Genomic DNA, 22,449 nt, shown 5'->3' with positions numbered 1-22,449 from the left:
AGGACCCACAGGAGGTCAAGACGCAGATTCATCAGGCACTGAGTGAACTGGGGATTATCCTGTTGAATACCCATCCCTACGCACCTTATCAGAAAGGTAAGGTTGAACGGTTTGCCGGTTTCTTACAGGCACGGTTACCGATTGAATTTAGAATTCATAATATTACTACTATTGAGGCGGCGAATGATTATCTGGAGCGTTATCTGGATAAGCTCAGCGCAAGTTGGGTTCATCATACTACCGGGATGACCCCGGATGAGCGGTTTAAAAATACCTGTTTTAAGCCTTTACCAAGGGATTTAGATCTGGATCAGATTTTCTGCTTAAGGGAGAAAAGGAAGGTTAAAAAAGATAATACCTTTACCTATCAGGGTCAGACCTTCCAATTGACCAATTTTGATTATCGTGCCTACTGGGGAAATGTGGAGATTGAATTGCGAATTATTCCTGAAAAACAGATTAGTGTTTATTACCAGGGAAGACTTATTCAGAAATTTCATTGCAATGGTAAGCAGTAGTTGACATGAGAAAAGAATTAAATATCATAAGGGGACATCTCGCTTTGAAATTAAGGGGACATTTTACCTTTGGAATAACAGACAAAAACCTTGTCCTATGAAAGGTAAGATCGCCAAAACTTTTACGATAATTAGATGATTGATTATCTTTACAAATTTTGCCTATTGGTTCCATTGTACTAAAGCAAAACATTCTATAAAAATGAGAAGAGGACTCAGGTTTTTTATCTGTTGATTTTTTTGACAGGTTGATTATAATCCGTTATGGCTGAAAATACTTTAGGTTGTTTAAAAATAAATTTCCAATCCACAGTACCACCGCCCCCTTCGAAAAGAGAATTTATGTTGTGGATTGGCCCAGTAATGATGACCGTAGCATTAGGACTCGGGACAAGTGAAGTAATTCTCTATCCTCATCTAACTTCTCGTTTTGGGGTGGGCTGGCTTGGGCTTATGGTTTTAACGCTTTTTATCCAAACCGTCTGGGCACAGGAATTGGCGCGTTGGACTGTGGTATCAGGCGAACATGCTATGCAAGGTAACTCCCGCATCCTCACCTTTCCCATAGCGACTATCACTATTAGTCTGTTTATGTTTTTGGCATTTATGCTTCCCGCGTGGGCAACTGCTGCAGCATCAGCCCTCCGTGAGATCATAAACTGGCCTGCGGATGTGCGCAGCGGAACTGTTTTCTGGGCATATGTTACATTTATAATCGTATTTTTAGTAACTTTTGCTTCCCGGGTTGCCCGCAAGTATATTGAACACATTGCCACTTGGACTACAATCTCTGCCTGGATCATATTAATAATTGCGGCTGTGCTGGCAATAAAGCCGGAAACAATTACGCGTATGCTGCAGAGCCTCTTTTTATGGCAGGTTCCTAAAGATATGGACTGGTGGGTATTAGGTTCCACAATCGCCTGGGTAGGTGCTGGTCCCACTCTTATCTGGTATACATATTGGATGCGGGACGCCGGGTGGGGTATGGCTGGATATGTGGAGTCAATACCTGGGTGGTTCGGCAAATCCGCCAATCCTGCAAGCATCGGTAATATCCCTGAGAAAAATGGGGAAAATCTTGCTCGGCTTAAAACATGGATAAAACGCTCCCATTTTGTTTTGTGGATTGGCTATTTTGTTGGTAGTCTTTTCACCATCTTCATCTTCGTTGGCCTCTCCGATTCCATTTTACGTCCAGCTGGACTCATCCCCAAAGGTTTTGATGTTGTGAAATATCAAGCAAATTTCTTTGCAGTTCCGCTGGGTAAAATTGGCTTGACCGTATTTCTCTTAATGGCATGGCTCCTTTTTTTTAATACTCAACTCACTACTGCGGAAGCCCTTGTTCGCCAGAATGCGGATATTACCTGGAATATATCCGAAAAAGTGCGCAGGTTCTACAAGTATGACATAAAAGGCGTTTATTTTCTTTGGTGGTTCATCTACCTTATAATCTCGTTTTTATTGATCGCCATTCAATACTTTGTAAAAGATGCCAATCCCTTTGCTTATGTCACTACCGCTGCGATGCTTTCTTTTATTAGTCTGCTTTGTTCAATGGTCGCAACCTTCATTGGGACATTCATTCTCTATCGTCATCCAGTGATTATCAAAACAAAACCACATTTCTTCTGGGTTATCATTCTGGGTGTTGGCTCCATTCTCCATGCCTATATCGTTGTTCGGGCAATTGGATACTTTTTCGGTTTTTGGCGATAGGAGGTATGATGTGGTTCGCTTTTTTATTATTTCTGCAATGGGGAAATGAAGAAATTGAAAACAAATACTTCTGCCCAACCCCTGGGAGATATTATCCTCTGGCGGAATCCCTCCATTCTTTTGATGTTTTAAAATACCACCTTGACCTTTTTGTACCCATGACATCCCGTGCTCTTCAAGGTGTAAATCGCATCAAATGTAAAAGCAATACCAATGGTTTGAATTTTGTTACCTTACATTCCTATAGTCTTACGATTGATTCAGTGAAAGTAAACAATATCAATGCCACATACTCAACTGCAAACGAAACTCTCCATATCAATCTTCCCCAGCAATTTAATTATGGTGATTCCTTTAATATCGCAGTTTATTATCATGGCTCCTGGAGTGTGACGAGTTCCCAGACCGGGTTTTGCTACTGGCCCAAAAATTATAATAGTAATACCCTTCATTCACTTGCCTATACCCTCGGTGAGCCCTGGGATGCAAGAAGATGGATGCCCTGTTATGATGAACCATTTGATAAGGCTGACCAGGGATGTATTATAAGTGTCACTGCGCCCGATACCTTTGTCGTCTGTGCCAATGGGCAATTGATAAATGTTGTAAATAATCCTAATAATACTAAAACTTGGACTTATGAAGAGACAAGTCCGATTACTACATATCTTATGCATTTCGGTGTTTCAAGGTTTGCTAAATGGTCCCAATGGTATCATGACCCGGATGGTGATTCAATTGAAATCAGGCACTTTATCTGGTCCCAGGATTCAACTCAGTCGGTAATTGCATTCCAGCATCTTCCGGATGCAATGTATCTATTTGACTCTCTTTATGGTGATTATCCGTTCAGCCGTTATGGACAGGATGCAGTATACCCCTTTGCCTGGGGCGGAATGGAACATCAAACTCAGACCACAATCCATCGCTGGTGGATAATAAACAGCTCGGAAAACGGAATGGCGCACGAACTCTCCCATCAATGGTGGGGTGATATGGTCACCTGTGTTGATTTCCGGGATATCTGGCTCAATGAAGGATTTGCTACATACAGCGATGCAAATTATAACTGGTATCGTTTTGGCTATAATAATTTTATTACTACGATGAAGAATCGGGCAAATGATTATTTTACAGCTGATGCCCAGTCGCGCCATCCTATCTACAATCCACCATTAAGCCAACTATTTGACTGGGGACATACCTATTGCAAGGCATCCTGGGTTGTCCATATGCTCAGATACTTGAATCAAGAACAATTTTTCAATGCCCTGGCCGTCTATCGTGATTCATTTGAATATGGCTGTGCCAGCACCGAAGATTTAAAACGGATATTCAATCAGGTCTATGGGACAGATCTAACTTGGTTCTTTGATGAATGGGTCTATGGACAGGGTTATCCAATTTATAATATTTACTGGAGCTGTACACCCTCAGGTAGTAATTATCAATTTGTTGCAAATATTCATCAGGTTCAAACGAACGCCCCGCCGGTCTTTCACATGCCCGTCCAGATTAAATTATTTATGGGAAATGCCGACACATTATTGAATATTCCAGTCACAGGTTCACCCACACATATTGAATTGCTCGTAAGCCACAATGTCGATTCAATCAGATTTGACCCGAATACCTGGATTCTTTGTAAATCGTATATCTATACTGGTATTGAAGAAATGTCAAAAGAAAATCTTGATAACAAAATTTTGTTGCAATCCAATCCAATGCGGGAATTAAGATTTGACTACACAATAAATACAAAGGCATATGTGCAATTTAAAATCTATGATGCTACAGGAAGAATCATAAAGGCATCAGAACCTCAAATGAAACAATCAGGTTATCATAAAATCCATATCAAAGGTCTACCTGCAGGAGTTTATTTTGTAAAAATGGTCGTGAATTCTGAAAAGGGTTTTGTCTTTGAGGAAGCAAAAAAGATTGTGATTGTTAATTAGCGAAAATTATTCTATCAAATACCCAAGGAGTCCTCTGCCGATTGCGACTTCAGGTATTTCCTTTATTCGTACTTTGAAATCGTAGCGCCAATCGTTCTCAAATTGAGAGAAACTGAATACCCCTTCCCAGCAATGGAGATTTCTTGTTAATGTAAGACTGTAATCAACAAATTTTTTTAATTCATAGTCATATCTTCCACTATAGGAAACAGCCCAGTTCTGGGTTGGCTTTATCTCGCCATTAAAACTGACCTGATATTTTCCACCTTTTGAATAAGTTTGATTGATACTTATCTTGAAATTTTCCATACTTATTGATGTCCCCTGGTCTATGGTATAAGTGTATTCTTTTGTATACAGATTATACGAGCCACTCAAGCGGGTGCTGAATCCAGTTATCGGTTTGGGAAATGGATTTAAGGGTAGATTGATAGAATAGTTTACTGGTGAAATTGTATCATTTATTAAATTATAGCCACTGTTCAAAGAAATTTGCGCAAAATTTTTCTTTTCGTTTTTTTCGCCAACCTTTGCTTCAAATTCCTGATTTATGCCAAAACCGATATTATGTGAATACGCATAACCTGGAATACCATATACGGCTGGAAATCTGCCGAATTTAAAATCTGGTGTATAATTATAGGAAATACCCGGCGTCACCTTATGGAGGATTCCTTTTATCCCCAGAATATCTACACTGAACACGCGATATAAATTTGTGCTGGCATTGGTGAAGAATGAATAACCAAGTCGCGACGGATATTTATTGCCAGCAGTATCTTCATTAAATACTGCAAAATCAAGATCAAGACCCGGTGAGATTGAGAAAAGGTCAAAGATATTCTGTTTGAAAGAGGGACTTGTATGGATATTTGCACCGCCTGCCTCTGTTTTTTCCCGGGGATAAAATTTTCGGTCATAACTGATATGTCCGGATAGAGAATAAGTGAGAAAAGAGAATAATTGTCGTGAGGGGGTTGTAATCGTGTAGTAAGGAATCTTTTCAAAAGTGGTGGTATCACCAAAATCGACTTTTCTCTCAAGAGTGATGCTGTTTCTAATCTCACCAAAATCACGATTAAGAGTTGCTTGGGAGGCGATTTCTCTGTCCACCCAGATGATTGTAGTCTCGGCATAGTCAGAGCGGTATCTGTTATCACTCATATATTTCACATCACAATTGAAATTAGAGCCAAAAAGAAAATATGGCGAGTTATTTCTCGCTTCAATGCTGTATCTTGTTAGTCTCGTATCAATCTCTTTTATGTAATTGATATGAAAATTTCCTGCAGAATAGGGACTGTAATCCCATACACCTTCCAGGTGGGGCATCACCCCTTTCTTTTCCATCGCGTCAATCTGGAAGGTGAGATCGGCATAATCAGAAATGACATAATAATAAGCAAAACCCCTGATAAATTTTCCATAGGCACGCGAATTTCCCGCCTTGAACGGCAGCAATCCTGATTTTCTTTTTGATGATATCGGCACGAACCAGAAAGGCGCGGCAATGACCGGCATATCATATATGTAGAGATAAATCGGTCGGGCAATGACCATATCGCCTAAAAAAACTTTCATCCTTGGTGCATAGAAATAATAATGGGGTGGTGAATCGCTGCAAGTAGTATATTTACCATGATAAGCATTAACAACTTTTTCTTCTACCCAGTAAATCTTTTTACCTTCAATAAAGCCTTTCTGAATCTGGGTTTTACCAGTATCCATCATCGCCTTTTTTGTCTCAAGATTGTATTTTAAATGTGTCCCTTTTATAGAATCATTCACCTGTCTTAAATGACATAAGCCAAATGCCTCAAGTATTTTCTTATCTATGTAGTAATATGCACTATCCGAGAATAATTGGATGTCACGATATGAGATATACGCCGAATCGTTCAAAATTACAATTGCACTATCAAGGTTATAATTTATTATCTTTGCTGCATAGTTAACAACATTTAAACTATCCGCACGGAGTGTATCATTATTTAATTGGAGTAAAAGAAAAAAAACCATTTATTTTAAGCACTGACTCTTTAATCCTAACATCACAATACTTTACCCAAGGTTATTCTTTCAGGATTTCTTTATAACTATCAAGCACAACCTTGTAATACTTCATTGCCTGTTCCTCATCACCCAGAGACCGATAGATATCAGCCAGACCTTCGTTGATTGCAATCAGCGTTTCTAAATCGGCTACCTCCTTCGCGCGCCGGCACAATTCCAGTGCCTGTTGATAATAACTAATTGCCGACTCATAACCACCCTTTTTTATAGCCACGCGGGTCGACTTCAAAAGGTATTCCATACCACGCTTGTAATCTTCTGCCTTCAGGTAATGGAACAATGCATATTCCTCATACCCTTCGCGGCGCCGGTAATAATCGGCGAGCCGAGCGTGACGGTTGTTTTTATCTGGCACCAGGTCATAAATCCCCTGATGAAGGATGGGCGATGAGAAAACATATTTCTCATTAACCTTTTTCAAATAATTATGCACAACGAGATGGTTCAGTTGTTCTTCAATGTTCTCTACCATCGGTAAATCCTGGGGGTCGATTTCATAGCCCAGAATCGCCAGGGCATACAGCAACTCCCTGTTTTCATCGAGTAATTCTAAACGGCGTTTGATGATTGTACGATAGTCACTGAAGGGTAAGCTAAAACTCATTAATGGACTTTCTCCAGTGTATAATGTATAGAAATATTCAATTTGCTCTTCGGAAAATAGTTCCAGGTACTGGGCAACATGAAAGATCGTAGTGGCGGGTAAATTTATTTTTTCGCCGATTTGATTATATAAATATTCCTCAATTTGACTACGGTCAATCTCCAACAATTCAAATTCTTTGATACCTTTTAAATTCACCTGTGCACGATTAGAGGTAAATATGAAAATAACATCCTCATCCCCGAGTTTGGAAATAAAATGCTGAATAAAGGTAAGGGAGGAAGGATCCAAATTTTCAATATCTTCAACGATAATCACTATTGGTTTTAAGTGCGAAAGATGCCCGACAACCTCACAGATGGTATCAATTGTCAATTCAACCCGGGCTCTCGGTTCCATTTTTTTCAGTATGGTATCTTCTTCCCCCAGGTTTAAGAAATCGAGTAAGGTCAAATAGCTTGTGCCGATGTCCCTTATGCCTATCGCCTTTAGTTTTTCAGTGATCGTCTTCTGCTTTTCTTCAAGGGTCATGTTACCCTTAATCCCAAACAATTGGGTTACAAGGTCATTCACCGGCTTTAAGGTAATATGCGATAAATAAGGTGGGGCGATCGTCCTAAAAACTTCCCGTTCTCCCTCTAATTCTTTCACCACCTGATCAATAAACACACTCTTGCCGGTTCCATCAGGAGCAAAGACCAATGCTGCCTTAGTAACACTGAGGAGACGGTGCAAGGCTTCCTGCATTAGGGTGCGGGGTATCATCTGGCACATGGAATGCACAGAAGGAAATTTCTCCACCCCCTTCAATCCATCAATTCGACAGACCAAAATTTCCGATTTCATCCCTTCAATCGTGAGCATCCCTAGGGAGGTAATATCAAAATCCTCTATTACTGCCGGTTCAATATCCGAGGAGATTAATACTTCACCAATGTTGGCAATGCGTGCTAAACCTTTGGCAATGCCGAGATACTGGGAAACTCCAAAGCGAATTTCCGGAAATAGTTCGCGCAATTTGAAGAGGCAATTTATTATATTTATATCTTCGTTGGCAATAACCACAAGATGCTTCTCGGCATGTTCAAGCTTTGACCCGAATTTTTTTAAATTTTCAATTAGTTTACAGAAGGGCTTTTTCTTCAAGTCCCGAATAAGAATCCCAATATAATACATAATTTTAACTCCTAATTTTAAAAGGTTTTTTTAACAAGTTCTTGAGCGGGAAAAACTTGAACTCCTCATTTTGGTTCATCGTCGCAATGACAATTTCAGGCACAAACTCACTCAAAACCTGAAGACAGGCACCGCAAGGGATGATGAAATCATGTTGGGGTGAATAGAGTAGAAGCAGTGAGAAGTCCTTCGCCCCCTCAGAGAGAGCCTTAAAAAGAGCCACCCGTTCGGCACAGATGGTCAAAGAATATGAACCGTTTTCGATATTGACCCCGGTATAAACTTTCCCGTCCCTGCTATAAAGTAATGCACTCACCTGGATTTTCGAATATGGAGCATAAGCAAATTTTGCAGTCTCTTTTAACTTCTTAATCAAAGTCTTTGCTACCTTCATCGACTTTTTATGCCATTAAAAGCTCAAGAAAATCCTCCCCATTTTTCAGACCGTTGACTTGAAGATAGCGTGCAATCGTCTGTGCCATATCGGAGAAGGAGGCTCTTATTCCAAGATTTTTACCGGTCTTTTCAGGGTGATAAACAACGATGGGCACATATTCCCTCGAATGGTCGGTCGAGGGAGTGGTGGGATCATTGCCGTGGTCAGCGGTGATAAATAACATGTCAGAACGAGTAAGGACACTTACGATTCTCTCAATTCCCTGGTCCATCTCCTCGAGGCCCCGGGCAAAATTCACGATATCGTTCCGATGTCCCCAGTCCATATCAAACTGGACAAAATTAGCAACGATGAGACCATCACTTACAGTCCTTAAAGATTCCATAACTAAATTGATACATTCAAGATTATTCACTGAATGGAAGGACTTGGTATAGCCCTGATGGGCAAAAATATCATCCACTTTGCCAATCGCTATTACTTCTAACCCTTTTTCTTTTACTCGATCCAGAAGGGTGGGCTCCGGAGGACGCAATGAAAAATCCTTGCGTTCTTTAGTGCGAAAAAAATTGGGCGGTGTTCCAGCAAAGGGTCGAGCGATCACCCTTGCTACACCATGTTCACCTTGCAATAAATCCCGGGCCACTTTACAAAAATGATAAAGTTCATCCAGACTGAAAACTTCAATATGGCAGGCAATTTGGAAGACACTGTCTGCCGATGTATACACAATTGGCATCTTTTTTCTGATATGCTCCTCCCCGAGTGTCTTGATAATTTCTGTCCCGGAAGCTGGATAATTACCAAGAGTTTTATAACCGATGCGCCTTTCAAACTCTTTTATGATCTCATCAGGAAAACCGTGCGGATAAGTGGGAAATGGTTTTTTTACTATCACCCCCATCAATTCCCAGTGACCGGTTGTAGAATCCTTACCTGGTGATTTCTCAGCCATCTTGCCAAAACTCGCGCGGGGTTTGGTTATTTTTTTTACACCATCAATATCAATTATATTCCCTAGACCCAGTGTTTCTAAAAAGGGTAATTTTAATCCCCCTACAGCCCGGGAAAGATTGCCCAATGTATTGCTGCCCTGATCATTATATTTATCCGCATCCGGCAACTCACCTACACCCACTCCATCAAGGATTAAAACAATTGCCCTTGCCATTGGATTATTATATACATAATTAAGTTTTTGTAAAGAGAAGATTGCAAGAACGGCTTGACGCCAAACTAAGAACGAATATAATAGGAGATGAAGAAAGCAGTCATTGCCCTTGGTGGAAATGCGATATCGAGTACCGGCCGGGATGATATTCACGTTCAATTCGCTAATACCCGAAAAAGTTTGGAGGTAGTTGTAGAATTGATAAAACAGGGTTACAATCTTGCCATCACCCACGGTAATGGTCCCCAGGTAGGTAATGCCCTTTTAAGGGTAGAAAGAACTGCCCAGGAGATTCCTGCCTTACCTTTGGGCGTCATCGTCGCCGATACGGAAGGTGGTATGGGTTATATGATTGAGCAGAGCCTCCAGAATAAATTAAAAAAATTAGGGATTGAACGGGATGTGGTGACGATTGTGACCCAGGTAATCGTTGATGCTAATGATCCCTCAATCATCAATCCGACAAAATTTGTCGGACCATTTTATAATGAGAAACAGGCAAAAAAACTTGCCGAACTTTTTGGATGGGTAATAAAAGAGGACCCGGGACGTGGTTATCGGCGGGTTGTGCCTTCTCCTAAACCACTGAAGATTGTTAATTGCCGGATAATAAAGCAGTTGGTAGACCAGGGAGTGGTCGTCATTGCGGCTGGCGGTGGTGGTATCCCAGTTTATATTGAAATTGATGGAACCTATGAGGGCATTGATGGAGTAATTGATAAAGACCTCGCTTCCGCAGTTCTGGCAATAGATATCAAGGCGCAAGTCCTGGCAATCCTAACTGCGGTTGATTATGTTTATCTCAATTACAAAAAACCCGACCAAAAAAGATTAGAAAAGATTACACTCAGTGAGGCAAAGAGATATCTTCAGGAAGGGCATTTTCCTCCGGGGAGCATGGGCCCGAAAATTGAGGCTGGCATTAAATTCCTTGAAGCCGGAGGTAGTGAAGTCATCATAACTTCACTGGAAAATGCGAAAAAGGCTTTTTTGGGAGATTTTGGAACTAAAATTGTTCCTGATTAGTTTTTAAAACCTCCAGATTGGACGATAGGTCGCAGCGAGAATACCACCAGCAATTGCCCCAATTATGATGTTTATCACAAACATCACTATGATTGCCACAATCATATAACCGATCACCTTCTCCTTTGGTGTGGACATCATCACGGGCATGCCCAGGTACATAAGGTAAAGTCCATAAAGAGAAATCAACATGACCAATACACCTAAAACCGGAATGATATAAAGTACTCCCGCAACAAAATAAGGGGTCATGGAATATACCGCAAGTTTGAAGGCATTGGTGGGATTAGGAGCAGAATCAAAAGAAGGTGCCAGGGCATTTATTACAATCCCTTCAATGTAAAGCCCAACGAGCGTTAGTATAAACCAGACTATTGCCCAAACCAACGCCGAGACCAAAGGATATCGAACAAAGCCGAACATTCCAAAATTAACCCCGATCAAAATATATCCTAAAAAACCAAATATCGCTGGAATCAATGCCAGTGGTGCGGCGTAGCCTGTAAGGACCTGGGCAATGGTCGTCGGTTCACCTTTAATTTTTTCCCATTCCACCTTAGGACTGAAGAGTATCCCCTTGATGCGCTCAATCATTTAACCTCCTTTAATGAGAAATTATATATAAAATCGCATACAAGTCAATATGAATGATATCCACTTTGTGAAATTATTAGGCACGCAAAAGGGTGCGAAATACCCTGGGATTTAAAAACATTTATCCGCAGGCTAAAGCCTGCGTCTACCATTTTACCGGTTACCACCTGACACTTCAGGTTGGCATTTTTTATTTATGCAAGGCTAAAGCCCTGCCCGACAATTGGTTGATTGATTATCTTTAAAAATCTTGCCTACAGGCCTCATCGTTTCCAAATAAAACATTCGATAAAAATGTGGAGAAGACTCAGGAATGAAATGTAACAGGAGCAATCCCAAAGCTGAATTCTACAACGCTGAAATCTAAAATCTCAAACCTATCCCCAATTTTCCAGGTTCTACTTCCAAGCCAAATCCGGACTCTTGCTTGAATATTGCCACATTGACTACCGAAACAAGCCGGTTGATGATCAGGAAGCCCGTAATAAAAGAAGCCCGGCGCAAATTTTCGCGGGCAGCTTTTCGTCTCTCCCAGTAAATATTTCTATTGTCCAGCGCATCCCATTCCCAAGAATCCTCACCGAAATAACCGTTTTCTTTAATGTATTCCTGTTGTCTTACCGGATCATCAGGATAATATTGACTCGCCTCATGTTCTATCAGCAAATTATATTCATCCGAGGAATTAAAATCTTCAAGATTATCAAAATATTCCTTATCCTTGCGTAGAGGATTGGCACCAGCATGTTCAAAGGCAAAAATCCGCGATGATTTTTCCAGTTTAACTCCAAAATAATTGAAGGTGTAATAAGAGGTCCATAATGTTCCTTCAATGATGAAGAATGTCCGGGCTTCATTCTTCTTCTGCAGAATCCATTCACCCCAACCCGGCATTATTGCCGAGGCAAGGATCGGATTCATACCTTGAAATAATATTAGTCCTAACCCTAAAAACACCTTACCCCCTTGTTACTTCAGCACGGCAAATTTCTTAAATTTCACTTCTTTTTTATTCTTATTCTTCGCTTCAATGCGCAAGATATATACACCATTAGATTGATTTTTAAAATTAAAATAGCATTCGTTATATTCATTCGGTGTCGTGTCATATACCTTCATACCACCAATTCTATGTCCGGTAATATCCAAGATATCAACCTTCACTTCAGCATTCTGATAAAGAAAGAAACGCACTGTTCCTTTTCCTTTCACCGGTGATGGATAAATATAAAAAGAACCAATAAGGTCTGAAGATTGTGAAATTTCGAAATAAACACCCCTATACAATCCCCAGTTTTTATTTGAATTCATATAACCACTCCAGGAAGCAGTTCTACCCGGGAAATCCCAAATATAAATCTTTCCAGAATCGCTACCACAGGCAAGTTCTAAATCACCATCAAAATCAATATCTGCTACAAACCCGGGCGAAGAAAATCCACCATCACCGAACAATGGTGAAAATGCAAATTCATGATTGCGATTATAAATAATCTTCAATTGTCCCGAACTTAAACTATCTTTGGGTCCAAGACCGAAGACAATTTCTTCTCTACTGATTGTATCAAGTTCGGCAATAACGAGTGGATATAAAATCTTTGCATCTGTATTCAGCGGAAAATCATTTTCAATTGTGCCATTACGATTGAAGACATAAAGGGTCTTGCTACTATTGGGTGAGATAATTTCAAGATAGCCATCCTTATCAATATCCGCGAGCGCCGGTGTATAATAAAAGACAGTATCAATCCAGGTTTCAAATTTCTGTTCTAAGGTATCTGAACCATAGATATAAAAAGTTCCATAGCCATTCACAATTACCGCTTCAAGCTTACCATCTCGGTCTATATCACCCACTACTGGTGATGAATATGTGAGCATATTATGCTGGGATTCAGTATATTCCTTTACTACGCCGTCTTTATTTATAAGCCAGAATCTGCCATCTGCACCAAGGACACCAATGGTTCTATTAGTCTCATCAAAAACACAGGGTGTGGAATAAATCCAGGAATTGAGATAAATCGGGAAGTTTGCAATATTTGTTCCATCACTATTCAGACAATATAGTTTTCTATCCTCGGAACCAAATATTATTTCAAGTTTATTATCGCCATTTATATCAAACAATAAAGGCGCACCAAGAATTATGCCATCGGTCCTGAATGGAAAGTTTGTTAATGGTGTAAGAGTAATTCCATCCAAAACCCGTAAATTAAATCCTGAGCCAAATACAATATCTTCAGCACCGTCATTGTTTATATCACCGATTGCGGTAAATGTGGTGATTGTATCAACCATTGCTGAGCGATAAGGAGTGCCGTCATGGTTATAAACATAGATATGTCCATAACGGGTTGTCGCAACTATTTCCATATCGCCATTACCATCAAGGTCGCCGTAATTCAAGGAATGAATCGTTTTCCGCACCGGCAGGGAAACCGGAAATCCTTTTTGATAGATATCAAAATTAACTGAAAAGCTCATCAAGGTATCAAGTTTTGAAAAAATCTCTATATTCAAAAGTGATTTACCAAAATAACTATCAGAATTGGGGTTGGTAAATGAACCGAATTTGCGGTTAGATTTATTAGAATCATCAACAAAAAATAAATCATACTTGGAACCATAATATTCAAGTGTATCAAAATACACATAGGCATCAAAATGCTGGATACCATCGGCTTCTTCCACATCAATGCCTTTATGTTTCGGATCAATCTGGATTGTATTGGAGCCGTAATTTGCATATATCACATTATCATCAATATGCCAGATTAAAATTCCGCTTCCTGGTAAAAAGAAATCAAACTCGCCATGTTCCACATAAACTGGAACACCATCTTCAACATCAATAACGATGGTATCTTTTTGTTTAATATCCTGCTGACGGTTTTCAATCAAAAAGAATTCTGTGGGCGAAATTGGAATCTTTACCATCGTCTTTTGGGCAATCCCAAATTGGGTAGTATCTACTGCTGAAGCCCGCAGGGTCAAAAGACTTTCAGGATGGTCTACCACCACTGGCTCAACCCAAACTGGGTCATTTGTATAATGTCCAAAAAAGTACCTTGTCCAGGCACCCAGATTTGCGGGGATTGAACCTTCCGGCACACCAGCATCCGGCATTCCAACCCAACCACCGGTCCCCATCAGATCAAATGCACCAACGCCGTTTGACCAGCCGCTAACATCATACAAGTCAGGTAAACCAAGAACATGACCGAATTCATGGACTGTGGTTCCAAGTGCACCAGCCATGTACCAGTCAACCCTTGCCATCTCTGATAAACAACATATCGGGCATTGAATTGTATCCGTCCCATTATTGGCAATAATATAGGGTACGCCAAGATAATATTCCAGTGCGCCAGGGGGAATGGTCGCCGCCGGGATATCGCGGAATCTCAAAAAATTAACGCTCGTTTGCAGCATCGTTCCGGCATGGAACACAATAATTGCATCATAATCGGAAAAATCAACGGTCTCGTCTTGGTCCGCAGCGGCAATTGCATCGGCAACCAACCGGACCATGCCCATCTCCATGGCATAAGTATTAAAATAGACAAACCCCGTCCGGGGATCAAAGTGATCATATCCACTGTAATAAGCCATCTTATGCGGCAATTGATAACACTCGGTTGGACGGTCGGGTTTTACCGTATATGTTATATTGCAATGACCAAATGAATTAGCTCTATAGTAATTGCGCAAAAAATCCATCTGTCTTTCAAAATATTTTTTGGTATGGGGTGGGTCATAAAAAAGGCCATCTGATGGTGAGCCAAATCCTTTAAGGTCCATCTTACCATTTCCCGTAGTCAAAGAATCGTTGTCCTCAACAAACTCTGCCCTTAAAACAAGTATGCGCAGATTCTGCATTCTTGCGCCTAATTTGGGACGTGGCAGGCCAAATTCTTTAAAGAAATGGGTTGTCTTTAACATCTGGGGTGATTTTGTTTCAATCCCTTTTGAACTGACAAGGTTAATTTTTATATTGGATTGTGGAAGTGGAGGTGGATTATAGTTTTTATTTCTCGTTATCACCACCTTCTCTGCCCCGCAGAGACTCAATAAAAATAAAATTGTAAGAATTGGACGCAAATTGACCTCCATAGCCTTAAAGTATACCTATTTTCTCGTATAAGTCAATATCAGACAATAATTAAGAATTTCTATAGGAACGCTCCCAGCCGTGATACTTACAAAAAAGCGAAGCACTTTTTCAGTCCGGGTCGGTGATCTTTCTTTATATTATTGCCATCTATATCCATAATCCATAAGACCATTCCACCATTAGTGTCATCATATCCAGAGAAGACTATCTCTTTGCCATCAGGCGACCAACACGGTTCGATTCCCTGAGTTATTATTTTTTGTTCCACTACCAGCGTATCAATTAAATAAATATATGCATCTTTCTCATTTTCTCCCTCAGTATACCCATCGCAATAGATGATTTTTGAGCCATCAGGTGAGAACCTCGGGCTTCGGATATTTTTATTTTCAATGATAGTTTTAATAATATTCCCATTTGTGTCAGCAATGCATAGATTAAAGCCATTGCAAAATAGAAATCTATCACCAGATGGGTGCCAATCCGGGTATAGACCGCAGACAAGATATTTTCTATAACTTCCAGTAATGTCGGTAAGATAAATACCAGAGCCAGCCGGTGTAATTGAATCAGGCGGAGTACTACAATAAAGAATTCTTGAACCATCAGGAGAAACAACCGGATAAAATGAGAATGTATCTATCAATATTCTCATGATTTTTCCATTCTTTGCATCAACTTTATAGATACCTTCATAGATTATCCATCTACTGTCCTTTGTCCAATCAAGTTCGGAAAAGGTGTGAACCAAAATTTGTTCTTTTCCAGTATTTAAATCCAATAATTTGATTCCCACATCACCAAGGATTGAATAATCTAATTCATCTGGTTTAAGTGTATCAAGGAGATCTTCTTTAATCATACGACAAAAAGCAATATAATTTCCATCCGGTGACCAGGCAGGATTTGTGTCATACCTCAAAGAAGTTTCATCTCTGTGGCAATAACAGATTAACATTATAAGGCTGTAAAGCTTTATAAATCTTGATTTTGTAATAAATTTGTAGATTTTCTCCTTCATTTCTGAGATAATAAGCAGCATCTAAAATTTTAATCTTATTCCAATCAGTGGCAATCTGGGCATCATATAGTATGCCTTACGCATTGTCCAATCTTGGTTATATAAATAACCCTGAATATTACGATGATTGGTGACATTTAAAATTGCGAGGTAGATTTCACCAGAAAATCCTAAAAAGGAAATCTGCCTTTGTATTTCAATATCAATCCGCTGATAAGATGGTAGGCTCGTTCGCTTTGGGGCATAAACCGGTACCCATCTTTCAAATTCCCATTTTCTGCCAATGACTTCATAATAATAATTTCCGGTGGCAAGATGAACTCGCGCGCTGGCGCCAAGTTTTTTTGTTATCTTTCGGTAAACCACCAAATTAAGTCTATGCTCATTATTGGGTTTTTCGGGGTCTTCAAAATCATAGGGTGCTGGACGGCGTACCAATAAGAAACCATAAGAGAGCCACCAAAAACTATTATCTTGAGCACGTTTAATCATCAATTCGTATCCTGTAGCCTCACCCTTCCCTTTCGTTTCAAACCAGTTATTACCCATTCTAATCAGATTGTGATATTTTTTTCGATAATACTCAACCCTAACTGTATAATATTTAATGAAGGAGTAATCCAAGCCTAAATTCAGACATTGAGCATAGATGGGCTCGGGGTTATGTAATTCATATTCCAAAGGCGGAGTTTGAAAGTGATAACCCCAACCAGCATAAAGCCGGGGATTTTGGTCATAAATAAGTCTCAGGCGCGGTGAGAAATTTGGTTTTTCAATCACCGGAAACCAATCCACCCTTTGCCCGAATTCAGCGATTAATGGTTCTAATGTAAAGAACTGTTCGGACAAGTATATAAACTTATAGTTATCAAATGTATCAACTTCCAATGAGTAATCAAACAATTTTAATCCGTATAATAAGTCTTCGACCTTCTGTCCCTGGTGTATAAATTTGAATTTACCGTAACCACCCCCGGTTTCAAATTTTAGAATATTGAAATCAAATTGCCCAGCACAATTCAAGCCGTATTTCTCTTTCAATATCTTCTCGCTCGTGCGGGCATTTTCAAATTGAGGGATTGCGCCAAAAAGCTCGCGCTCCATATCCGTATAAAATGTGGAAATTGAAACTTTTGCATTATCAGTTACTGTCCAATTCCAGTCTGCCCCCAGGGTATTCCCTGAACCTCCAACTTTTAATTCTAGGGCTTCGCTGGCAAAAGAAGTCGTTATATTCATCCCCTCTCTACTCTTTAAACCCAAAATACCAAATTCACCAAACTTGGTATAAAGAAGAATTTTACCCTGATGGTCAATATAATAAGGTAGTATCACATCTTTTAAAATTCCTATATTCTTTAGCAAAAGGTCCAGGTAGTTCCTTTTGGACGAAAAAATGAAAGAGCAGGTGGTATTAACCGGGCACAGATAAAGATACTTCGCTTCTAATAAATCAAGACTCAAGTTTCCACTGATCAACCTTGCGGGCTTCTTTGATTTGATATTCAGGACCGAAGAAATTGCATCCCCATGACGGGCAGGAAATACACCGCTGTAAAGTTCTACTTCTTCAACTAAATCCGTATTAAATGCGGAACCTACTCCAAAATAATGGTAGGGCGCAATGACTTCAAGATTATCGTAATAAATCGCATTTTCATATAACTCGCCACCTCGCATATATATCAATCCCAGATAATCCGAAGGGGTGCTTACGCCGGGTAAGGTTTGGATGGCTTTAAAGATATCTTTTATTAGCCCCGGAATTATTTGAATCTCTTCTGGGTTTGAAACCCCGATTGTGCTTTCAAAATTCTTTTTCTCAATTACCGCAATCGGCTCCAAGGGTATGGGAATAATTTGGAGCCCGATACTTAATGAGAAATGCTCAAAGTTCTTTAAGTCAATGTTAAGAGTATCTTCCTTAAATCCCACATGGCTGGTGATGATTGTATAACTATCCGGATGCAATCCTTCAATAAAAAACTTTCCCGTAGAATCGGAGATGAATGTCTGGTTCAACTCTACCAAATAAATGTGTGCCGCGAGTGGTTCGCCCGTATCAATATTAAAGACTTTACCAGAAATTGATACTGCAAAAAGGTAAAGAAAAAGATTCATTTTGGTATCTCTTTTATCTCAATAATATTTAGATAAGGTGATAAAACATAAATATAATTTTTATCAATCATTCCGTATGTGAAATTCCCCTGGAGGCTGATCGTTTCGCAGACACAGGGTGTTTCAGGATAAGTGAGGTTAAGAAGGTGGAGGAAACCATTACCCATGAGGAGTCCTTGTTTTCCCTTGACAAATAGATAATTTGCGGCATTGGGGAAAGACAAAGATGCTCCAACCAAAAGATTGATTTCCGAATCCCATTTGTAATTAAAAAGTGTATTCATCTCGGACAGGAAATAAATATAATCATCACTTACCGCAAACATTTTTACCGGCAATATTTCATCTTTACAAGAATGAGTAATTATTTCGGGGGAATTTTTATTCCCTATGTTTAATATCAAAAAATCAACAGCCAGATTTGGTAGTATTGCTTCCAAAAGAATAAATGCAAAATCTCCTTCAATTTCAAAATCCTGAATCTTTTTGGCAAATTTAATTTCACTCAATTTTTTTGGTTCTTTTTTATTAGTGATATCAATAATATAGAATGTGCTATCACCGATTATGTAGGCATAATCTCCTGAAATTTCAATAAGTTGTGCACCACCAGGTAGCGACAGTTCTCCGTATAGAAATGGCGTTTCGCCCTGGAAGTTTATTATTTCCAACCCGAAAGAAGGTATTGCTAAAAATCCATATTCATTTTCCACTTTAAAATCATTTACCGTTCCATTTCGGATATATCTACACATATAATGGCAGGAATCAATAGAAATGGTATATTTTTCTATTTTTGAAGCAGAATAACCTATATCAAGAAAGTAGCCGAACCGGTCGGTTATGACAAATTTATCAGCGGCAATTGGATAAATACCCAGCCATTGGAGATAAATTCCATTTGCATCTTCATAAGGCGATTCAAATTCAAATTTAATACAGGCAATAAAGATAAAAAAAATAAAAATCAATCTTTTCAATCTTTTATTCATATTTTATAACATAAAATGCTTGTTCAGTAAGATAGATAAAGTTTCCATCGGTACCGATTAAACCTCCACAATATTTTATCGTCGCAAGGTATTGTGGGTTTGAAATGTTGCTGACATCGTAAATACAAAGTACATTAATCTGATACTGGTAATCGTAAGTAGAAAAAAATAAATATCTGCCGGATGCTGATATTGTATATGCTGATTTATCAATAGTTGTGACCAGAATTGGATTTAATGGTTCAGTAATATCATAAACCCAGACCTTATTACCAGCAATGAAGCAATAGTTTTCGGAGAACCACAGTGAAGAAGCAGTCCCTGGTAAATGTCTGGTTGAAATATTGTTGGTGGTTAATTCAATTATATACAATATAACAGCATCCAATATAAATAAATAATTATCTTTAACATCAATCAGACTTCCCGAACAGGAGAATGAATCAACTATATACAATGAATCAGGATCCACCGCATTTATTTTATAAGTTTGAGCCCATGTTGTTGCGTATATAAAATTTCCCCACAGGACAAGGTCACGTGCCGAATACGGTAAAGTGAGGTAGCGCTTAGGTAGTGGTGATGAAACGTTGTGCATGTCATATTCGCCCAGCTTATACCCACCAATGGCATAAAGATTGTATTCTTTTATAGCAATTTTTGAAAATTGGGAAATGGTATCTGAATAAAAGCAAACCATCTGTGGATTTGATGGATTAGTAATATCAATCACATATAATCCGGGAAGGTGAGCGATAAAAGCGTAATTTAGATGTAATATCATATCATCATTATAATGCGGAATAGAAAGGGTACCAACTGCCGGGAATCGGACCCTGAATCTATTCACCTTTGACCATTCTCCCCAATCCGTTTCATTATATTTTGCCCGCACACGCCAATAATAAGTTGAATCGCCAAAGAGTTTTACAGGAAGATAAATACAGTATGAGGTTATGCATGAAAAAGACGGCGCACCATTGAAATCCGAGTTGGTATTTACCTGCAATTCAAAGGTAATATCACCACCATAAAAAGGATTCAAAGAATCTTCTTTTAAATCCCATTGAAAAAAAGGCGGGTTGTCCATGAAGATCGAATTATCTTCGGGGTATAGCAATTCGGGAGGTGGTGGGAGATTCGCTGGGTCATGAGGATTGAAAAATTTTTTATGTTCACAACCAAAAATGATTATTACCAGCACGATTTTAACATACCGAAACATATCTTTCCCTTTTGGTAATTTATATCTAATTCAAATTCTTTGGGCTCATTGAGCAAAAAAATCGTGCTGAGGGAAAAGTTGATCACAGCGAACCCGAAGGAAATATCGCGGACTTTTTCATAGAATTGGGTTATTTTCCGATATCTGAGACAATCTTCAGGCGCAGTAGCATTTTGATATTTATCATAAAAATGCTCACTCCCAATATCGGCGGCGATGGCCACAATACTGGTAGTAAATCCCATAATTCCAAATAACTTAGCCTTTCCCGCCTCGGCACCATTTAAAAGGAGAAAGATAATGAAGGAAATTTTTATTTTTCCTCCCGCCATTGGAAAAAGCTTACACATTTTTTATAAACAGTCAAGAGCCGATTTCACTGATTTTCGAAACTTATATCCGCCATACTTAAAAGAATTGTGGATTTTCAACATTTTGATTCCATTTTTTATCTTTCTTCTAATTCTTACTCTCAGAGAATTAAAACTCCTATTACCTATCAAAAAAGAGAAAAAACTGGATTCCGGTTCCATTTAAATTATCCTTTGCAATTGACAATTGAGGGATGCTATATAAAATAATAGTTAGTATAAAGGAGGCTTAATATGAAAGAAGGCCAATCGAATGAGGAACTTTTTGCTGTTATGGACGAAGCCGCCCAACAGGCAAAAGAGGAATTTAACCAGCTACCCGATGAAATCAAAAGAGCTTTTGCCCAGTGGATGAGAAAATGGTATCTCAAGGCTGGTTACCGACGCCTGGGCCGTATTGTGGTTGCCTATGCAAAGACGTTAGAAAAAGGCAAGGAGGAATGAAAAATGATCTTTGATGATATGGAGGATTCGGAGAAGGGTCCTTTTTGCAAACCTTTCGGACAGCTCTTTTATGATAACCTCGAAAAGATGCCTTCTTTCCAGTTGATTGAAACCTACCTTTCTTTTCTCCTTGATGCCCAGGATAAAATCCAAAAGGCAATCAACATTCTGGAAGGGGCACTGAAAAAAGGACTGGAAAGGTTAAAAGAGATCGAAAATCCAAACGAATTGCAGTTTTATTTTGGTAAGATTACCTCAGCTCGGGGCGCGATTGAGAAAGAGATCGAACGACTATCAAACAATCGAAGGGATCTGGAGAATTTGATTTCCGAATATTCGGAAAAGGGCATTTTCAATGTTCCCTTGAAGGAATTCATGCTCGCCTTTGATGCCGAATATCCAATAAAAGTAGAAAAGAAACATGTTGATAGTGATGAGTGCTATCTCACAGAGATCAAGGCTGTCGACCTGATCGGCAGTACGGGATTTGAACATATAAATCGGATGATGACTGGTTATATTTTGAAAAAACTACTCCACAAGAACAAATAGCCACGATGCCCTGGTTCCTTTACACATTTTTATAATAGGGACAATAAGACCTATGGGCAAAATTGTTAAGGGCACCAGGTAATTTTAGTTTCGGAAAAGGCTCTGGCTGATGTCTCCTCGTAGGGTAGGGCTTTAGACTTGCAAAAATAAAAGATGAAAACCTTAAGGTTTACCCCACACTGATAATTGGTATTTAAATCAACGGAGGTTTTTTCTCTACGGCTCGTAGCGCATATAGCCAGTTTAGGGGTGAAAGATAAATTGAAAAAAGCGGAGAGGACCAGCAAAATGCCCTGAGTCCTCCTCACTTTTTAAGATTCGGTTGGGCATAATTTTTTGAAATGAAAAAGCCACGGATATTTGGATA

At 39.3% G+C, this 22,449-nt stretch carries 18 protein-coding genes; 6 read left to right on the top strand and 12 right to left on the bottom strand.

Annotated elements, in window-relative coordinates; translation table 11 throughout:
* The 3 genes from ABIL39_08960 to ABIL39_08950 all read left to right on the top strand — a co-directional run.
* Positions 1 to 518 (top strand): hypothetical protein (locus ABIL39_08960; protein MEO0166252.1); only part of this gene is annotated, 518 nt, incomplete at its 5' end.
* A 264-nt stretch (positions 519 to 782) separates the two neighbouring features.
* The gene (locus ABIL39_08955) at positions 783 to 2,240 is read left to right on the top strand and encodes an Nramp family divalent metal transporter (GenBank protein ID MEO0166251.1); all 1,458 of its coding nucleotides are present in this window, start codon (positions 783 to 785) and stop codon (positions 2,238 to 2,240) included.
* An 8-nt stretch (positions 2,241 to 2,248) separates the two neighbouring features.
* A complete protein-coding gene (locus ABIL39_08950) occupies positions 2,249 to 4,198 on the top strand; it encodes a M1 family aminopeptidase (GenBank protein ID MEO0166250.1) in 1,950 nt (649 codons plus the stop codon).
* Between the two features lie 6 nt (positions 4,199 to 4,204).
* Here the strand turns inward: ABIL39_08950 and ABIL39_08945 are convergent, their stop codons facing one another.
* From ABIL39_08945 to ABIL39_08930, 4 genes are read right to left on the bottom strand one after another with little or no spacing between them, the layout of a single operon-like run.
* A complete protein-coding gene (locus ABIL39_08945) occupies positions 4,205 to 6,217 on the bottom strand; it encodes a putative LPS assembly protein LptD (protein ID MEO0166249.1) in 2,013 nt (670 codons plus the stop codon).
* A 52-nt stretch (positions 6,218 to 6,269) separates the two neighbouring features.
* Complete coding sequence (locus tag ABIL39_08940) at positions 6,270 to 8,051, bottom strand: AAA family ATPase (GenBank protein ID MEO0166248.1); 1,782 nt, start codon at positions 8,049 to 8,051, stop codon at positions 6,270 to 6,272.
* 4 nt (positions 8,052 to 8,055) lie between these two features.
* On the bottom strand, positions 8,056 to 8,445 hold the full coding sequence (gene cdd, locus ABIL39_08935) for a cytidine deaminase (GenBank protein ID MEO0166247.1): 390 nt from the start codon (positions 8,443 to 8,445) through the stop codon (positions 8,056 to 8,058).
* Positions 8,446 to 8,452: 7 nt separating this feature from the next.
* Positions 8,453 to 9,619, bottom strand: a complete 1,167-nt coding sequence (locus tag ABIL39_08930; GenBank protein MEO0166246.1) for a phosphopentomutase — start codon at positions 9,617 to 9,619, stop codon at positions 8,453 to 8,455.
* Positions 9,620 to 9,706: 87 nt separating this feature from the next.
* Here ABIL39_08930 and arcC point away from each other — a divergent pair, with 87 nt between their 5' ends.
* Positions 9,707 to 10,645 (top strand): carbamate kinase, encoded by a 939-nt coding sequence (gene arcC / locus ABIL39_08925; protein MEO0166245.1) that lies wholly within the window; start codon positions 9,707 to 9,709, stop codon positions 10,643 to 10,645.
* A gap of 3 nt (positions 10,646 to 10,648) precedes the next feature.
* On the opposite strand, the gene ABIL39_08920 is transcribed toward arcC, so the two are convergent.
* The 8 genes from ABIL39_08920 to ABIL39_08885 all read right to left on the bottom strand — a co-directional run bounded on the left by ABIL39_08920 (position 10,649) and on the right by ABIL39_08885 (position 21,047).
* Positions 10,649 to 11,239, bottom strand: coding sequence for a Yip1 family protein (locus ABIL39_08920; protein MEO0166244.1), 591 nt, complete (start codon positions 11,237 to 11,239; stop codon positions 10,649 to 10,651).
* Between the two features lie 363 nt (positions 11,240 to 11,602).
* On the bottom strand, positions 11,603 to 12,160 hold the full coding sequence (locus ABIL39_08915) for a hypothetical protein (GenBank protein MEO0166243.1): 558 nt from the start codon (positions 12,158 to 12,160) through the stop codon (positions 11,603 to 11,605).
* 48 nt (positions 12,161 to 12,208) lie between these two features.
* On the bottom strand, positions 12,209 to 15,355 hold the full coding sequence (locus ABIL39_08910) for an FG-GAP-like repeat-containing protein (protein MEO0166242.1): 3,147 nt from the start codon (positions 15,353 to 15,355) through the stop codon (positions 12,209 to 12,211).
* Positions 15,356 to 15,441: 86 nt separating this feature from the next.
* The gene (locus ABIL39_08905) at positions 15,442 to 16,398 is read right to left on the bottom strand and encodes a hypothetical protein (protein MEO0166241.1); all 957 of its coding nucleotides are present in this window, start codon (positions 16,396 to 16,398) and stop codon (positions 15,442 to 15,444) included.
* On the bottom strand, positions 16,399 to 18,498 hold the full coding sequence (locus ABIL39_08900; GenBank protein MEO0166240.1) for a carboxypeptidase-like regulatory domain-containing protein: 2,100 nt from the start codon (positions 18,496 to 18,498) through the stop codon (positions 16,399 to 16,401).
* On the bottom strand, positions 18,495 to 19,490 hold the full coding sequence (locus ABIL39_08895; protein ID MEO0166239.1) for a hypothetical protein: 996 nt from the start codon (positions 19,488 to 19,490) through the stop codon (positions 18,495 to 18,497). The genes ABIL39_08900 and ABIL39_08895 overlap by 4 nt, the downstream gene beginning before the upstream one ends.
* On the bottom strand, positions 19,483 to 20,715 hold the full coding sequence (locus tag ABIL39_08890) for a hypothetical protein (protein MEO0166238.1): 1,233 nt from the start codon (positions 20,713 to 20,715) through the stop codon (positions 19,483 to 19,485). The genes ABIL39_08895 and ABIL39_08890 overlap by 8 nt, the downstream gene beginning before the upstream one ends.
* Positions 20,685 to 21,047: a hypothetical protein gene (locus ABIL39_08885; GenBank protein ID MEO0166237.1), complete on the bottom strand. Its 363-nt coding sequence runs from the start codon at positions 21,045 to 21,047 to the stop codon at positions 20,685 to 20,687. Before ABIL39_08885 ends, ABIL39_08890 begins: the two co-directional genes overlap by 31 nt.
* Positions 21,048 to 21,320: 273 nt before the next feature.
* On the opposite strand from ABIL39_08885, the gene ABIL39_08880 reads away from it, so the two are divergent.
* Both ABIL39_08880 and ABIL39_08875 read left to right on the top strand, forming a co-directional pair.
* Entirely contained in the window at positions 21,321 to 21,530 is a 210-nt protein-coding gene (locus tag ABIL39_08880) for a hypothetical protein (protein ID MEO0166236.1), read from the top strand.
* A gap of 3 nt (positions 21,531 to 21,533) precedes the next feature.
* Complete coding sequence (locus ABIL39_08875; protein MEO0166235.1) at positions 21,534 to 22,082, top strand: hypothetical protein; 549 nt, start codon at positions 21,534 to 21,536, stop codon at positions 22,080 to 22,082.
* The last annotated feature ends 367 nt before the right edge of the window (positions 22,083 to 22,449 follow it).

This window comes from candidate division WOR-3 bacterium (assembly GCA_039802205.1).
Lineage (GTDB): Bacteria > Hydrothermota > Tepidihabitantia > SM23-42 > JAOAFX01 > JAOAFX01.
The sequence above is the reverse complement of the archived record's forward strand: the minus strand, read 5'-3'. Positions and strand labels throughout refer to the sequence as shown.

Bases quoted from the DNA above. Each gene is read 5' to 3' on its own strand.
- ABIL39_08955 (MEO0166251.1), top strand. From the start codon at position 783: ATGGCTGAAAATACTTTAGGTTGTTTAAAAATAAATTTCCAATCCACA.
- ABIL39_08950 (MEO0166250.1), top strand. From the start codon at position 2,249: ATGTGGTTCGCTTTTTTATTATTTCTGCAATGGGGAAATGAAGAAATT.
- ABIL39_08945 (MEO0166249.1), bottom strand. From the start codon at position 6,217: ATGGTTTTTTTTCTTTTACTCCAATTAAATAATGATACACTCCGTGCG.
- ABIL39_08940 (MEO0166248.1), bottom strand. From the start codon at position 8,051: ATGTATTATATTGGGATTCTTATTCGGGACTTGAAGAAAAAGCCCTTC.
- cdd (MEO0166247.1), bottom strand. From the start codon at position 8,445: ATGAAGGTAGCAAAGACTTTGATTAAGAAGTTAAAAGAGACTGCAAAA.
- ABIL39_08930 (MEO0166246.1), bottom strand. From the start codon at position 9,619: ATGGCAAGGGCAATTGTTTTAATCCTTGATGGAGTGGGTGTAGGTGAG.
- arcC (MEO0166245.1), top strand. From the start codon at position 9,707: ATGAAGAAAGCAGTCATTGCCCTTGGTGGAAATGCGATATCGAGTACC.
- ABIL39_08920 (MEO0166244.1), bottom strand. From the start codon at position 11,239: ATGATTGAGCGCATCAAGGGGATACTCTTCAGTCCTAAGGTGGAATGG.
- ABIL39_08915 (MEO0166243.1), bottom strand. From the start codon at position 12,160: ATGAATCCGATCCTTGCCTCGGCAATAATGCCGGGTTGGGGTGAATGG.
- ABIL39_08910 (MEO0166242.1), bottom strand. From the start codon at position 15,355: ATGGAGGTCAATTTGCGTCCAATTCTTACAATTTTATTTTTATTGAGT.
- ABIL39_08905 (MEO0166241.1), bottom strand. From the start codon at position 16,398: ATGCTGCTTATTATCTCAGAAATGAAGGAGAAAATCTACAAATTTATT.
- ABIL39_08900 (MEO0166240.1), bottom strand. From the start codon at position 18,498: ATGAATCTTTTTCTTTACCTTTTTGCAGTATCAATTTCTGGTAAAGTC.
- ABIL39_08895 (MEO0166239.1), bottom strand. From the start codon at position 19,490: ATGAATAAAAGATTGAAAAGATTGATTTTTATTTTTTTTATCTTTATT.
- ABIL39_08890 (MEO0166238.1), bottom strand. From the start codon at position 20,715: ATGTTTCGGTATGTTAAAATCGTGCTGGTAATAATCATTTTTGGTTGT.
- ABIL39_08885 (MEO0166237.1), bottom strand. From the start codon at position 21,047: ATGGCGGGAGGAAAAATAAAAATTTCCTTCATTATCTTTCTCCTTTTA.
- ABIL39_08880 (MEO0166236.1), top strand. From the start codon at position 21,321: ATGAAAGAAGGCCAATCGAATGAGGAACTTTTTGCTGTTATGGACGAA.
- ABIL39_08875 (MEO0166235.1), top strand. From the start codon at position 21,534: ATGATCTTTGATGATATGGAGGATTCGGAGAAGGGTCCTTTTTGCAAA.